The organism is Chryseobacterium sp. Leaf180 (assembly GCF_001424585.1).
GTDB lineage: Bacteria > Bacteroidota > Bacteroidia > Flavobacteriales > Weeksellaceae > Chryseobacterium.
In genome coordinates, this window is sequence record NZ_LMPJ01000013.1 from 71,919 (window position 1) to 86,173 (window position 14,255).

Below are 14,255 nucleotides of genomic sequence, written 5' to 3' on the forward strand. Positions count from 1 at the left end.
GTAATTTAGCGAAAACTTAATACCAATGTCCTTTAAGATAAAAGCTAAAACACTCTTTCTTTCCTCACTGTTCATTTCCCTGACCTATTTTTCACAGGCTCACAACGTTTCCGACGGTTATCAAAAGCCAACTGATCCGCTTGTTATTCAGAATCTTGAAGACTGGCAGGATTTAAAATTCGGACTGTTTATGCATTGGGGAACCTACAGCCAGTGGGGAATTGTCGAAAGCTGGAGCCTTTGCCCGGAAGACGAATCGTGGACACAACGCAAACCCGAGCACGGAAAATCATACAACGAATACGTAGAAAACTACGAAAATCTTCAGAAAACTTTTAATCCGATTGAGTTTAATCCACACAAATGGGCAGATGCAACTAAGAAAGCGGGAATGAAATATGTGGTTTTCACTACCAAGCACCACGATGGTTTTGCCATGTTTGATACTAAAGAATCAGACTATAAAGTAACTTCTTCAAAAACACCTTTTTCAAAAAATCCGAAAGCGGATGTGACGAAAGAGATTTTTAATACCTTCAGAAAAGATGGTTTTAAAATCGGCGCCTATTTTTCAAAACCTGATTGGCATTCTGACGATTACTGGTGGCCGTATTTTCCACCGAAAGACAGAAATGTAAACTACGATCCAAAAAAATATCCTGAAAAATGGAACAGTTTCAAAAATTTTACATTAAATCAACTCAATGAAATCACTTCAAACTACGGAAAAATCGATATACTTTGGTTAGACGGAGGTTGGGTTCGTCCATTCAATACGATCGATCCAAAAGTAGAATGGCAAAGAACCATCAAGGTTGAACAGGATATTGACATGGACAAAATCGGAACAATGGCCCGAAAAAATCAGCCCGGAATTATCATCGTAGACCGCACCGTTCCCGGAAAATGGGAAAATTATGTAACGCCCGAACAGGCTGTTCCTGAACACGCACTTTCAATCCCTTGGGAGAGTTGTATCACGATGGGAGATTCGTTTTCGTATGTTCCGAATGACAATTATAAATCTTCTCAGAAAATCATTGAAACTTTAGTGAAAATAATTTCCAGAGGCGGAAATTACCTGATGAATATTGCTCCCGGACCGAATGGCGATTACGATGCCGTCGTTTATGAAAGATTGAAAGAAATCTCAGGCTGGATGGATCATAATAAATCTGCGGTTTTTACAACAAGAACAGTTGCACCTTATCACGACGGAAATTTTTATTATACCCAAAGCAAAGACGGTAAAACGCTGAATGTTTTTCATCTGGATGAAAAAGCAAAATATCAGTCTCCATCAACTTTAAGCTTTGCTATTCCTGAAAGTTTTAAACCAAAATCATTAAAAGTTTTAGGTTTAAAAAATAAAATTCAATGGAAAAAAACAGGCAATTCAATTGAAATTCAATTGCCCGAAGACCGTGAAAAATTGAACTATGCAACTGTAATTCAAATAACGCAATAATGAGGTTTAAATTAAAATTAATTGGAATTTCATTACTGAGTTCGGTATTCATTTCAGCTCAAAAACCTTTATACAAAGATCCGAAACAACCAATTGAAGCCAGAGTTCAGGATCTGCTGAAACGCATGACGCCCGAAGAAAAATTCTGGCAGTGTTTCATGATTCCCGGTGATTTGGATAATGTTCCGAAAGGTCAATATTCGCACGGAATTTTCGGTTTGCAGGTGAGCGCAGGAAATCAAGGCGGTGGAGTTGCCGGACAGTTGTTGAAGTACAATGCGAATGAAGGTGCAGAAAGATTAGCAAAAAAGATCAATGCCATTCAAAAATATTTTGTTGAAGAATCAAGACTGGGAATTCCGATTATCCCTTTTGATGAGGCTTTACACGGATTGATGCGGGAAGGAGCAACGGCTTTTCCACAGGCGATTGGTTTGTCGGCGACGTTCAATCCTGAACTGATGAAAGAAGTTTCGACGGCTATTGCCAAAGAATCGAGATTAAGAGGAATCCGTCAGATCTTGACGCCGGTTGTGAACTTGGCGAGTGATGTTCGATGGGGAAGGACAGAAGAAACGTATGGCGAAGATCCGCTTTTGACTTCTGTGATGGGTGTGAATTTTGTCAGTTCATTTGAAAATCAGGGAATCATTACCACTCCAAAACATTTTTTAGCCAATGTTGGTGAGGGTGGAAGAGATTCCTATCCAATTCACTGGAGTAAAAGATATTTGGAGGAAACGCATTTGATTCCTTTTCAAAAAGCTTTCACGCAGGGCAAAAGCCGTTCGGTGATGACTTCATATAATTTGTTGGATGGACGACCTTCAACCGCAAATCATTGGTTATTGACCGAAAAATTAAAAAAAGACTGGAATTTTAAAGGTTTTGTCATCAGTGATGCGAGTGCGGTTGGTGGTGCAAATGTTCTCCATTTTACGGCAAAAGATTATGACGATGCTTCTGCACAGTCGATGAACGCAGGTCTTGATGTGATTTTCCAGACAGAATATCAACATTATAAACTGTTTATTCCACCATTTTTGGATGGAAGAATTTCACAGGAAAGAATTGATGATGCGGTATCCAGGGTTTTAAGAGCGAAATTTGAGCTGGGTTTGTTTGAAAATCCTTACGTTTCTGATGCAGCTATTTCTGAATTAAAGAAATTAAATCACAAACCACTAGCCGAAAAAACAGCCATCGAATCTTTTGTTTTGCTTCAGAATAATAATCAGACGCTCCCGATTTCCAATAATGTGAAAAGGATTTTAGTTGTTGGAACTGATGCTGTTGATGCGAGATTAGGCGGTTATTCCGGGCCGGGTAATAAGAAAGTGAGCATTTTGGATGGAATTAAAAACTTTGTCAGGAATAAAAATGTTGAGATTACGTATTCTAAAGGAATTGACTGGAATTTGAAGAATTTTACAACAATTCCCACAGAATTTTTATCTTCAGAAAATCAGAAAGGTTTGAAAGGAAATTATTTTTCCAATTCAGATTTGAAAGGAAATCCCGCGTTTGAAAAACAGGATGAGCAGGTCAATTTCAAATGGACTTTATATTCTCCAAATCCTGAAAAACTGCAGCCCGACAATTACAGCGTTCGCTGGACAGGTAAACTGGAAGCTCCGAATTCCGGTAAATATCAGCTAGGTTTGAGAGGAAACGACGGTTTCAGATTGTATTTAAATGGAAAATTGATAATCGACAATTGGGAAAAGTTGAGTTATTCAACCAAAACTGTTGAGGTAGATTTTGTGAAAGGTCAAAAGTCTGATATCGTTGTTGAATTCCATGAAAACAGAGGTGAGGCGAATATCGAACTGATCTGGAATTATGGTTTAAATAATTATAAAAAAGATTTTAATGATGCTTTAAGATTAGCTCAAAATGCAGACTACATCATCGTTACAGCAGGAATTCATGAAGGTGAATTTCAGGACCGCTCGTCATTAAGTTTGCCAGGAAATCAGGAAAAATTTATTCATGAAGTATCAAAATTAAATAAACCGACAACTGTTGTTTTAGTCGGCGGCTCTGCAATAAAAACGACCGATTGGAAAGATAAAGTCGGAGCCATTTTGGATATTTGGTATCCAGGAGAAGAAGGTGGAAATGCGGTTGCAAAAGTACTTTTCGGAGCAGAAAATCCTTCAGGGAAATTGCCGGTCACTTTTCCTATGGAAGAAGGTCAGTTGCCTTTGACGTACAATCATCATCCGACAGGACGAGGAAATGATTATTATGATTTGAGTGGTGAGCCGTTGTATCCGTTTGGTTTTGGATTGAGTTACACAAGTTTCGAAATTTCTGATTTACATTTAAATAAATTAAAATTTAAAGAAAACGAGACTGTCATTGCAAAAGTAAAAGTTAAAAATACAGGTTCGAAAGAAGGAAGTGAAGTCGTTCAGCTGTATGTAAAAGATATGCTGGCTTCGGTTTCAAGACCGATTTTAGAATTGAAAGGCTTTCAAAAAGTATATTTAGAGGCTGGCGAAACCAAAGAAATTTCAATTGAAGTTCCGGTAAAAGAATTACGGTTTTTAGATGAAAAAATGAACTGGATTGTAGAAAAGGGAACTTACAGAATTATGATTGGAAATTCATCCAAAAACCTGCCTTTGAAACAGAATATGGAGGTGGAATAAGAGTTAGATAAAATTTCATTTTTAAAGATACAAAACCGGTTTCTTTAGGGAACGGTTTTTGCAAATTTTGCGTCAGAATATATCTAACACATCACATCTTATATTTTATGAAAAAATATCTTTTACCAGCCGTCGCTGTACTGTTTTTCAGCTGTAAAGAAAATAAAAATCAGACTGCTGCAGAAGCTGACGTAGTTACCAAAACCGATACTTTAAAACTTCCTTCGCCGGATGAAAAAGCTTCTAAAAATAAATTCAGCAACATTATCGGCTGGCCTGAAGGAAAGACTCCGGTTGCGCCCGCGGGATTTACGGTGACGCGTTTTGCTGAAAATATTAAAAGTCCGCGAAATATGATTCAGGCGCCAAATGGAGATATTTTTGTAGTGCTTTCAAACTCTGAGAGAACAGCTACAGAAAAAATTAAAAATGATATCAGCGGAAAAAGTGATGCAGAAGTAGGAGGAAAATCTGCGAACCGTATTTTACTGTACCGCGATGCCAACAATGACGGCGTGCCGGAAACATCATCCGTTTTTCTTGATAATCTGAATCAGCCGTACGGAATGCTGATTATTAAAGATAAGTTTTACGTTGCCAATACCGACGGACTTTGGATGTACCCTTACAAAAACGGAGATCTCAAAATCACGCAGCCTGGCAAGAAAATCTTAAATCTCCCGGCCGGCGGTTACAATAATCACTGGACGAGAAATTTAATTGCCAATAAAGATCAGTCTAAGATTTATATTTCTGTAGGTTCCGGAAGTAATGTCGGCGAAAACGGTATGGATAAAGAAGTTCGCCGTGCCGATATTTTAGAAGTAAATCCTGACGGAACTGGCGAGATCATTTATGCTGCAGGTTTGAGAAACCCTGTTGGGATGAGCTGGAATCCGATTACCGGAGAACTTTGGACTGTTGTGAATGAAAGAGATGAACTGGGCGATGAGCTTGTTCCGGATTATTTAACAAGTGTAAAAAGAGGTGCTTTTTATGGCTGGCCATATGCTTATTTTGGAAAGAACGAAGATCCCAGAAGAAAAGGGGAGAAACCAGATTTGGTAGCAAAAACAATTGTCCCGGATGTTCCGCTTGGTGCCCACACCGCATCGTTAGGTTTAGATTTTTATCGTGGAAATCAGTTTCCGGAAGAGTATAAAAACGGTGCGTTCATCGGTCAGCACGGATCCTGGAACCGCTCAGAATTGTCAGGGTATCAGGTTGCTTTTGTTCCATTTAAAAATGGAAAAGCAGCAGGTTCACATAAACCGTTTCTTACAGGATTTATTGCAGATCTTAAAAAAGGAGATGTTTACGGAAGACCTGTTGGCGTTTTGCAAACGAAAGACGGCTCGTTGCTGGTTGCAGATGATGCTTCAGGAATTGTGTGGCGCGTCTCGTACACAAAAAAGTAAACACTTTCTAACAGCAGCCTTACAGGGCTGCTTTTTCATTTTAAAACCAATTATTTTCCTTAAATTCGCATAAAATTTTATACGAATGAACTACGATATTATTGTGATCGGAAGCGGACCTGGTGGATATGTCACTGCGATCAGAGCGGCACAGCTGGGCTTTAAAACTGCCATTATTGAGAAAGAAAGTTTGGGCGGAATCTGCTTAAACTGGGGATGTATTCCTACGAAAGCTTTGCTGAAGTCTGCTCAGGTTTTTCATTACATCAATCACGCGGAAGATTACGGTTTAAATAAAGTGGAAGCTGGTTTTGAGTTTCCAAACGTGATCCAGAGAAGCCGTGGTGTGGCTTCAAAAATGAGCAAGGGCATCGAGTTTCTGATGAAGAAAAACAAAATCGATGTGATTTTCGGTACGGCGAAAGTTCAGAAAGATAAAAAGGTAACCGTTACTGATAAAGACGGAAAAAATACAGAATACGCAGGGCAGCATATCATCATTGCGACGGGTGCAAGATCACGCGAATTGCCGAATCTTCCACAGGACGGCAAAAAAGTAATAGGTTACAGACAGGCAATGACGCTACCAGAGCAGCCAAAATCTTTAATTGTTGTCGGTTCTGGCGCCATAGGTGTAGAGTTTGCCGACTTCTACAATACGATGGGAACCAAAGTGACAATTGTAGAGTTTTTACCTACAATCGTTCCGGTTGAAGATGAGGAAATTTCAAAACATCTGGAAAAATCGTTAAAGAAAACCGGCATCGAAATCATGACCAATGCTTCAGTAGAAAGTGTCGACACGAGCGGTGAAGGGGTAAAAGCTACCGTGAAAACGGCAAAAGGAAACATCGTTCTTGAAGCAGATATTTTACTTTCTGCGGTAGGAATTGCTGCCAATATCGAAAATATTGGTTTGGAGGAAGTTGGAATCAAAACTGATAAAGGAAGAGTTTTGGTCAATGAATGGTATGAAACTTCAGTTCCCGGATATTATGCAATCGGAGATTTAATCCCGACTCAGGCTTTGGCACACGTTGCTTCTGCGGAAGGCATTACCTGTGTAGAAAAAATTAAAGGAATGCACGTTGAGAAAATCGACTATGGCAATATTCCCGGCTGTACGTACTGTCATCCTGAAGTTGCTTCTGTCGGTCTTACCGAAAAGCAGGCTAAAGAAAAAGGTTACGAAATCAAAGTTGGTAAATTCCCTCTTTCTGCCAGCGGAAAAGCAACAGCAAACGGAAATACCGACGGATTTGTGAAAGTAATTTTTGATGCTAAATATGGTGAATGGTTAGGCTGTCACATGATTGGTGAAGGCGTTACCGATATGGTTGCCGAAGCAGTTGTAGCAAGAAAACTGGAAACCACAGGTCATGAAATCATCAAATCGATTCACCCGCACCCAACGGTTTCAGAGGCGATTATGGAAGCTGCGGCAGCGGCTTATGGTGAGGTGATTCATATATAATAAAAAAATTAATTAAGATTTTAACTTAATTCATATTATTCAAAACCACAGAAATTCTCTGTGGTTTTTTTGTGGAAAATCTCTACCTTAGTTATCACCAAAAACTAAAATCATGAGATATTTCGACTTCCACTGTCATCCTGTTTTGAAGCAGCTTTTCAACGATGAACCCAACATCGATTCTTTTATTTACAAAAATGATGTTGCTGCGATCCCGCGTGCTTGCTCAGATTTGCCGAATATCATCCAATCGCAGACGCATCCTGCGCAGCTTGCCGAGTTTAATGATGAAGTAATCGTAGGTGCTGTGTTGTACAGTGTCGAAAAGTTTGTCGCCAAAACCGTGATTCCGCTTCGGAAATATCTTAAAAAATCATCTCAGTACAAACTTTCAGAAAGCCTTCTGAAGGATATTGATGATAATAAAAACAAACCTTTCAGCGATTTTTTAATGCAAAGAACGTTGCAGAAATATCTGGAAGCGACATCATCTTATCATATTTTAACGAAAGAAAATCTGAAAAATCCTTTACCGAAAAATAAAGTCAATGTTTTTTTTACGATTGAAGGCTGCCACAGTTTGGTAGATTCTACGAATTTTGTGGATGAAATGCACCGCTACGATCCCGCAGAAGTGCTTTCAAATCTGGATAAAGTGCAGCAGAAAGTAAAAATTCTCGCCATAAATCTCACGCATCTTCAGCAGTCGAGTCTCTGCAATCAGGCTTTTGGGATGCAGGTTGCCGATTCTACGGCGTTTTTTCCTTCAGGAAACGGAATGCAGAATGACGGCAGAAAAGTTATACAGGGATTTTTTGACCGCAAGATATGTCTTGATGTAAAACATATGAGCTACAAATCGCGCAAAGACGTCATGACTGAGATCGACGCTAAAAAATTCACCAGTGTTCAACCTTTGGTGTGTACGCACGCAGGTTTTACCGGAATGTCCTTCAAAGACTGGGCAGGAAATATTCAGCTTAAAAAACCGCTTTCAGGTGCTGTTTATTTAGAAATCACCAAAAAATGCAGCGATAAAACCGCGACTTTTAATGCTTCTACCATTAATCTTTTTGATGAAGAAATCGTCTGGATCGTGAAAAACGGTGGCGTGATCGGACTTTCTATGGACAGACGAATTCTGGGTTATGTGGATAAATTTGATGACGATCCGACCGGAATTTCAGGAACCGAAAGGATTGTCGACAAAGAATTTTTTTCAAAAACCGAATGGCTTTCGTTCAATATTAAAGATTCAGAAATCGGGAAATTGATTAAGGATGACGACCGACTCACGATGGAAATTTTAGAGGAAAAAACAGAGCTTGCGATGGATGCGCGCGACGAATATTTTTACGATCATATTCTCAATCACATCCGTCATTATTTTCAGGTGTGTGTTGATGCCGGCATTCCTTTGCTTACGGCGCAGAAGCAGATCGTCATCGGCACCGATTTCGACGGACTCATCAATCCTTTCATCAATATGCCAACCGTAGAACGCATGAAAAATGTGCGCACCTACATCAGCATGAATCTCAAATATTACCTGAACGATCTCCCTGAAGCCAAAAAATGGGCCGCCGAACTGAACACCGACACGTTTATGGAAGATCTTTTCTATTCGAATGGGCTTAGGTTTGTGAAGAAGCGGTTTGAAGTGTGAAAGATAAATAAAAGTTCTTTGCAAATTCTTCTGGTACCGGAATCTCGTTCGTGCCGTTCAAAAGAGCTTGTAGTCAAGGTCGGTCTGTAAATTAACTCAAAATAGCCATCTCAGAATCGACTGTATACAATTTTTCTCCAACAGGTATCCGACTAACTTCTCATTTCGGTAACGTTTTTTCACAGCCTGACGAAAAAGTATTGGCGAAGTGCTGGCTTAATTTAACTGAAAGTTTAATTCAGACCAATCGTAGCTAATATTTTTTCAATGGAAATAAGTTAAACAAAAATGTGGAATTGGAAAATATTGGCGGATAAAAATGTATAGAAGTTCAACTTTGAACTAAACCCCGCATTTTGCCAATACAATGTTAGCTGCAGTATCATTTTTTATTCAATATTTCATCTTCTAAATTACTCCATCCACTCCAAACACAATTTTCATTTCTAATTTCTTTAGTTTCATTATTAAAATTTATTGAGTAGTTCTCTATAGTTGTACATAAACCATCACTCGGAATAGCATAGAGTTGAGATTCAAATTTTATAAGATTTTCAAGTTGTTTTTTATCAATTTGCTTTTCTACATTTTTATGTAGAATGAAATAATTTTCATTCTTATTTGAAATTTTTATTGAGTCAGATATTTGATGGAAGCATCCTTGAGAATTATATTTAATTTCCACAGAATTATTTTTCAAATTCTTTATTATTGATTTGTTAGAATATTTTTCAAAAGCAAATTCATCAGGAAAAATCGCAATTGTATCAATTTTCTTTTTATTTTCTATTTGAAATTGTTTTTTAGTTTTTTCTCCAAACAAATTATAAAATTCAAACTCATAGTTTCCTTTCTCTATACTATCTAATTTTATTGGACTGTCCAAGAAAAGACCATCTTTGTTAATGATTTTCTTAAAGAATATTCCATTTTTATAAATGACTAATTCACTTAAAGGAAGATTTCCACTATTCTTATTTGCATTATCGATTTTTACTACCAATTTGGAGTATTTGTATTCTTTACAACCAATTAGGAGCAAAAATATTGATAAAAATAAAATTTTCACTTTCATTGTGAATCGAGTTGTTGTGATATTGCAGCTAACGTTTCGGGGCTTGGCGATGGCGGGCATTTCGAAGCAGAAACCTTCAACTAAAATACAAATTTCTACCGAAGTACAAAACGTGAATTGATGACGTTCCGCCCGCTATTGCCAAACCCTTGTTATGCGACGTTTTTATTTTTCACGATCAAACGCAAAATTGGGATTTACTTTATAAGTATAATCATCTTCATTCATATCAAGAAAGCCAATTTTTACTAAATCTTTTAATAAATTTGATAGCAGTTCGCTTTTCTCACTATTTGACCAATAAAACCGTTTGTATTTTGGAAAATTATCTTCGGGTATCAATTCTAAACATAATGCTATTTCGTGCATTGCAATATCCACATCTGTCCAATCTTTCATTCTTTCCAATAATTTCTGTTTCATAATAATTTCATTTAGCGTTATTTAGGAATTTAATTCCACCAATTCTATTTTCGGTTAAAATATCTAAGATTAATGTCCCATAAATTTTACTTTCTAAAACTAAATTTTCTTGGAATTTCCATTCTGAATTCGGTTTATTTGGAATTTTTGTATCTACGAAATAAATGGATGCTTTACTTTCCCGATTTCCGTCTTTAATTTGTTCTGTAAAACTCATTAATTCTGTTGCAGTTGAAATTTTATTCTCCAAAATATTTAAAAGTTCTAATTTAAGATTTTCTTTTGTGGGACGGTTTCTCATAAAATGGCACATAACGTTTCGGGGCTTTGCGATGGTGGGGCAATCGAAGCAAAAATCTTCAATTTTGTACAAATGTTGAACCGAAGAACTACCGTTGAACTTTGCAGTTTCGCCCCACTATTGCAAAACCCTTGTTATAGCCAGTTTTTATTGTTTCGTTATTTGTAAATGTCCCCATTTAATCACATTAAACTCGATTTTTCTAATTTTAGCATTTTCATCTTTATTATATATCAACTCTATGAAACTTTCATCTTTGTCATAGTATAATAACCAAGGTGATAAGAGTTTGTCTGTTAAACTTATTGCTAAATGATTTACTTTGTCTGTGCGATTTTCAATTAAGGTTGTTTTTAATTCTATTTTATATGAATTGTCGAATTTGTGGTATTTTTCAATAGTCAAAATTTCCCAATCATTACCTAATTCACTTTGTAACAACTCAGATAATTTCTCAGCTTTTATTTTTTTTGTTTGATTTTCAGTTACAATTGTCAGGAAAATATTCTTTAATTCACTCATATATTTTTGCTCCTTTAAAAATGTCCGCAAAGGTTGACCAATTTGGTTTGTCTGCTTTTATATTTAGTTTCATATTGTCGTAATGACCTTGAATATCTTCTGTATAAACACTTAGAGCTTCCAAAAAGTCAGGTAAAGTTTTATTCTCCCAGCTTTTAGGATTGTCAAAAAAGTCCTTGCGTAGTAAGTCAAGAAATTTAATGAAAGTTTGTCTGTCAGTTACTTTAAAGTCGTTAAGTGTTTTGTTCATAAAATTGGCTATAACGTTTCGGGGCTTTGCGATGGTGGGGCAATCGAAGCACAAATCTTCAATTTTGCACAAAAGTTGAACCGAAGAATAAACGTTGAACTTTGCAGTTTCGCCCCACTATTGCAAAACCCTTGTTATATGCTGTGCTTGTTGTCATTCGCTTGTTGGTAATAATTTGTCTATTAAATATTGTTTCCATTTTTCGCCTGTAAATTCACAATTTCCGCTATTGATTTTAGCATTTGGAAAGTTGGCAAGAACTATTGTTAAGTCGTTCCAAACATATTTCAACTCTTCGTCCTTGTTTTCAAAACTCAAACTCAGTTTTCCGTTTTCTATTTTTAAATGCTTAAGAAAAATGCCTTCTTGTGTTGAGTTAATTCTGTCGGCAAGTTGTATGTAATAACCTTGATAGTCTGGATACGGAATTTGTTCTGGTAGTCTTTCGTCACCTGCGTAATAACGAAACAAAATTTCGTGTCCGTATTTACTTAATTTCTCTTTCCAAAATTCAGGTCTTGGAATTTCTGAAAGGTCAGTTGTCAAATACATTTCTGTCTCGCTTGCCCAAGGCTTAAAAGTCGTTTTTATTAATTCTTGTTCTTCAATTTCAAAACTGTCCGCTACAAGTCGAAAAGTCGCAGGAGTTGAGAAATCTAAGCAAATACCATTTTCAACTTCACTTGCTTCAATACATTCGATGTAATTGTCGTCACAGACATTTACCACATCTTTGTCAAAAGTCCATTCATGAATTTTATTTGGAATGACTTTGAAAGGTAAAATGTGTCTTTCAGAATTTGCCTTATAGTTCGCTTTCACATTATAACCAACAATAATTTCAAGTGGATTTTCCTTAATTGCCAATACGTGTCCGTCTTCAAAATAGAAGTTGTCGGACAACCATTTGTCAAGGTCGTTGAATGTTTGTATAGTCGTTTTTAGCATAGCATATAACGGTTTGCAGCTTGGCGAAGTGGCGGAAATCGAAGCACCAATCTTCAATTTTGTACAAAAGTTGAACCGAAGAACTACCGTTGAACTTTGCCGTTTCGCCCCACTATTGCAAAACCCTTGTTAGCGGTTCGGCTTTATTTGCTGAATAGTTTTTCAATTCCATAAACTTTATTTTTCGTCAATAAGTCAAGTATTTCATTTTGTAATTTAATTATTTCATTTGTGGAATTGTTTTGGTTGATGAAATTGTCAAGTTTAATAAAACTGTTTTTTAATTTTTCTATTAAATTGTTGTCATTAAATTTTGTGTTCAATAATTTACTTTTAGCTTCTTGAAAAATTAATCGTCCTTCTTTTAATGTCATATGGTTTGGTCCGCTTTCTTCATTTTCTTCAAAGTCATCAATTCCATCGTCTTCCCAAAAGCAAATGCCACAAATATCAAATGCATTTCTTTCGTCCAATGTCAAATAACCGCAAACTGGGCAAGAGTTTTTTAAAACTTCAGCGCTATTTACATCTGTTCTTTGTAAACCAATTTTTAGGTCAAAATTTTTCTGAAAAAAGTCTCGTCGTACTTTAATATTGTCAATATGTTCTTTAGGTTCTTTCATTTCGGTGTCGTCTTTTAAGCTGACCGCTAACGTTTTCGGGCTTTGCGTTCGGGCGGGTTTCGGAGCACAAAACTGTCAACCAGCACTACACTTGAATAGAAGCACAAAGCTCCAAGTTTGCACGTCACCCCGCCTGACGCAAAACCCGTGTTATGGGCTGGGCTTTTGTCGTCTGGTTTCATTTGAAAAGTTGTTTTACGTTGTCAGTTAATTCAAGATGTTCGTTATTGTCATCTGAACCAAATAATTTCTGCCAAAATGTTTTTGGTTTTGCTTCAGCTTTAACAACAACGAATAACTCTTGTCCTTCAAGTGATTTCGGGTAAATTACTCTGGTCGCCCAATTTGTCGAGGCGAAAAGTCCAGGTGCTATTTCGCAATTAAGTTTTTCTCCTAACTGTTTCCAAAACTGTTCGTGGTCAAGTGCAAGTGTCGGTGCTTGCCACCATTGGTCAAGAGTGTCAGCAAATACAAAAAACCAGTCGTCTGCCAATGGTCCAGCCGAGGTTGTATATTCTCCTATAAACTTGATTTTATCAATGTCAAGTATCCACATATTTTGTGGGTCTTGCTCATAAATTACTTTGTCGTCCTTAATTGTTAGTTTATTTGTAGGTGTCATTTTGATTGTTGTGTGTTGTCTTAGCCTTGCCCATAACACCCAAATATACGCATTGCGCCAATCGAAATATATCATGTTGCGCCTATTCTTTTATATATTTTATTTAAGATTCTGTTTGTTAGTTGATTAAATATTGAATATTTTTGGATAAACGCAATGATATGATGAATGNATGTTGCGCCTATTCTTTTATATATTTTATTTAAGATTCTGTTTGTTAGTTGATTAAATATTGAATATTTTTGGATAAACGCAATGATATGATGAATGAAAATCTGACAGATCAATTCATAATGATCCTCCGAATGCAGAGATATGCCGACAAAAGCATTAAAAACTACGCTTCGCATCTCAGCTATTTTCTTAAATTATCTTCCAAACATAAACCGGAAGATATAACCCAACAGCAACTTGAAGATTTTATTGTCTGGCTTGCTTCGCATCTCAGCTATTTTCTTAAATTATCTTCCAAACATAAACCGGAAGATATAACCCAACAGCAACTTGAAGATTTTATTGTCTGGCTTGTCGAAAAGAAGAAGATAGGGCAATCGTATCAAAAAGCAATGATCGCCACCATTACCAAATTTTATAAGGAAATCTTCAACCGCCAAATCAGTTTAAAACACCTCTATCCCAAACGCAAAGAACATAAATTACCGAAATTTCTTACCCGTGAAGAGGTGAAACAGGTATTGGATGCTACGGAGAATTTAAAACATAAAGCTATTCTTACCACAATATATTCGTGCGGTCTGCGTCTTAGTGAGGTGTTGGAATTGCAGATCTCTGATATCAAAACTAAAGA

14 protein-coding genes are annotated in these 14,255 nt (G+C 36.8%); 6 read left to right on the forward strand and 8 right to left on the reverse strand.

Annotation, left to right across the window (positions count from 1 at the left end; all coding sequences use genetic code 11):
• Positions 1 to 25: 25 nt before the first annotated feature.
• From ASG01_RS15045 to ASG01_RS15065, 5 genes are all read left to right on the forward strand, one after another.
• On the forward strand, positions 26 to 1,468 hold the full coding sequence (locus tag ASG01_RS15045) for an alpha-L-fucosidase (RefSeq protein ID WP_082498399.1): 1,443 nt from the start codon (positions 26 to 28) through the stop codon (positions 1,466 to 1,468).
• Positions 1,468 to 4,125 carry a glycoside hydrolase family 3 N-terminal domain-containing protein gene (locus ASG01_RS15050; RefSeq protein ID WP_055865552.1) on the forward strand — a complete coding sequence of 886 codons (2,658 nt, stop codon included), beginning with the start codon at positions 1,468 to 1,470 and terminating at the stop codon, positions 4,123 to 4,125. The genes ASG01_RS15045 and ASG01_RS15050 overlap by 1 nt, the downstream gene beginning before the upstream one ends.
• Before the next feature lie 107 nt (positions 4,126 to 4,232).
• On the forward strand, positions 4,233 to 5,543 hold the full coding sequence (locus ASG01_RS15055) for a PQQ-dependent sugar dehydrogenase (RefSeq protein ID WP_055865555.1): 1,311 nt from the start codon (positions 4,233 to 4,235) through the stop codon (positions 5,541 to 5,543).
• 85 nt (positions 5,544 to 5,628) lie between these two features.
• A complete protein-coding gene (gene lpdA, locus ASG01_RS15060) occupies positions 5,629 to 7,017 on the forward strand; it encodes a dihydrolipoyl dehydrogenase (protein ID WP_055865558.1) in 1,389 nt (462 codons plus the stop codon).
• Positions 7,018 to 7,129: 112 nt separating this feature from the next.
• Positions 7,130 to 8,683, forward strand: a complete 1,554-nt coding sequence (locus ASG01_RS15065; protein WP_055865559.1) for a membrane dipeptidase — start codon at positions 7,130 to 7,132, stop codon at positions 8,681 to 8,683.
• Positions 8,684 to 9,065: 382 nt separating this feature from the next.
• Here ASG01_RS15065 and ASG01_RS15070 read toward each other — a convergent pair whose 3' ends face one another.
• The 8 genes from ASG01_RS15070 to ASG01_RS15105 form a co-directional block, all read right to left on the reverse strand.
• A complete protein-coding gene (locus ASG01_RS15070; RefSeq protein WP_131725389.1) occupies positions 9,066 to 9,758 on the reverse strand; it encodes a hypothetical protein in 693 nt (230 codons plus the stop codon).
• 165 nt (positions 9,759 to 9,923) lie between these two features.
• Entirely contained in the window at positions 9,924 to 10,181 is a 258-nt protein-coding gene (locus tag ASG01_RS15075; protein WP_055865566.1) for a hypothetical protein, read from the reverse strand.
• Positions 10,182 to 10,188: 7 nt separating this feature from the next.
• Entirely contained in the window at positions 10,189 to 10,482 is a 294-nt protein-coding gene (locus ASG01_RS15080; RefSeq protein ID WP_131725390.1) for a hypothetical protein, read from the reverse strand.
• Between the two features lie 147 nt (positions 10,483 to 10,629).
• Positions 10,630 to 11,004, reverse strand: coding sequence for a hypothetical protein (locus ASG01_RS15085; RefSeq protein WP_055865572.1), 375 nt, complete (start codon positions 11,002 to 11,004; stop codon positions 10,630 to 10,632).
• Positions 10,997 to 11,254 (reverse strand): hypothetical protein, encoded by a 258-nt coding sequence (locus ASG01_RS15090; RefSeq protein ID WP_055865600.1) that lies wholly within the window; start codon positions 11,252 to 11,254, stop codon positions 10,997 to 10,999. Before ASG01_RS15090 ends, ASG01_RS15085 begins: the two co-directional genes overlap by 8 nt.
• A 153-nt stretch (positions 11,255 to 11,407) precedes the next feature.
• Complete coding sequence (locus ASG01_RS15095) at positions 11,408 to 12,202, reverse strand: hypothetical protein (protein ID WP_055865575.1); 795 nt, start codon at positions 12,200 to 12,202, stop codon at positions 11,408 to 11,410.
• 143 nt (positions 12,203 to 12,345) lie between these two features.
• Positions 12,346 to 12,825 (reverse strand): CPCC family cysteine-rich protein, encoded by a 480-nt coding sequence (locus tag ASG01_RS15100; protein ID WP_055865578.1) that lies wholly within the window; start codon positions 12,823 to 12,825, stop codon positions 12,346 to 12,348.
• A gap of 178 nt (positions 12,826 to 13,003) precedes the next feature.
• A complete protein-coding gene (locus ASG01_RS15105; protein ID WP_131725391.1) occupies positions 13,004 to 13,447 on the reverse strand; it encodes a hypothetical protein in 444 nt (147 codons plus the stop codon).
• Positions 13,448 to 13,707: 260 nt separating this feature from the next.
• On the opposite strand from ASG01_RS15105, the gene ASG01_RS15110 reads away from it, so the two are divergent.
• On the forward strand, positions 13,708 to 14,255 hold a 548-nt coding region (locus tag ASG01_RS15110; RefSeq protein WP_157844207.1), incomplete at its 3' end, for a tyrosine-type recombinase/integrase.

What these genes read in the sequence shown, in the direction of transcription:
- ASG01_RS15045 (WP_082498399.1), top strand. Translation starts at nt 26, where the DNA reads ATGTCCTTTAAGATAAAAGCTAAAACACTCTTTCTTTCCTCACTGTTC.
- ASG01_RS15080 (WP_131725390.1), bottom strand. Translation starts at nt 10,482, where the DNA reads ATGAGAAACCGTCCCACAAAAGAAAATCTTAAATTAGAACTTTTAAAT.
- ASG01_RS15105 (WP_131725391.1), bottom strand. Translation starts at nt 13,447, where the DNA reads ATGACACCTACAAATAAACTAACAATTAAGGACGACAAAGTAATTTAT.
- ASG01_RS15090 (WP_055865600.1), bottom strand. Translation starts at nt 11,254, where the DNA reads ATGAACAAAACACTTAACGACTTTAAAGTAACTGACAGACAAACTTTC.
- ASG01_RS15100 (WP_055865578.1), bottom strand. Translation starts at nt 12,825, where the DNA reads ATGAAAGAACCTAAAGAACATATTGACAATATTAAAGTACGACGAGAC.
- ASG01_RS15055 (WP_055865555.1), top strand. Translation starts at nt 4,233, where the DNA reads ATGAAAAAATATCTTTTACCAGCCGTCGCTGTACTGTTTTTCAGCTGT.
- lpdA (WP_055865558.1), top strand. Translation starts at nt 5,629, where the DNA reads ATGAACTACGATATTATTGTGATCGGAAGCGGACCTGGTGGATATGTC.
- ASG01_RS15050 (WP_055865552.1), top strand. Translation starts at nt 1,468, where the DNA reads ATGAGGTTTAAATTAAAATTAATTGGAATTTCATTACTGAGTTCGGTA.
- ASG01_RS15085 (WP_055865572.1), bottom strand. Translation starts at nt 11,004, where the DNA reads ATGAGTGAATTAAAGAATATTTTCCTGACAATTGTAACTGAAAATCAA.
- ASG01_RS15070 (WP_131725389.1), bottom strand. Translation starts at nt 9,758, where the DNA reads ATGAAAGTGAAAATTTTATTTTTATCAATATTTTTGCTCCTAATTGGT.
- ASG01_RS15095 (WP_055865575.1), bottom strand. Translation starts at nt 12,202, where the DNA reads ATGCTAAAAACGACTATACAAACATTCAACGACCTTGACAAATGGTTG.
- ASG01_RS15075 (WP_055865566.1), bottom strand. Translation starts at nt 10,181, where the DNA reads ATGAAACAGAAATTATTGGAAAGAATGAAAGATTGGACAGATGTGGAT.
- ASG01_RS15065 (WP_055865559.1), top strand. Translation starts at nt 7,130, where the DNA reads ATGAGATATTTCGACTTCCACTGTCATCCTGTTTTGAAGCAGCTTTTC.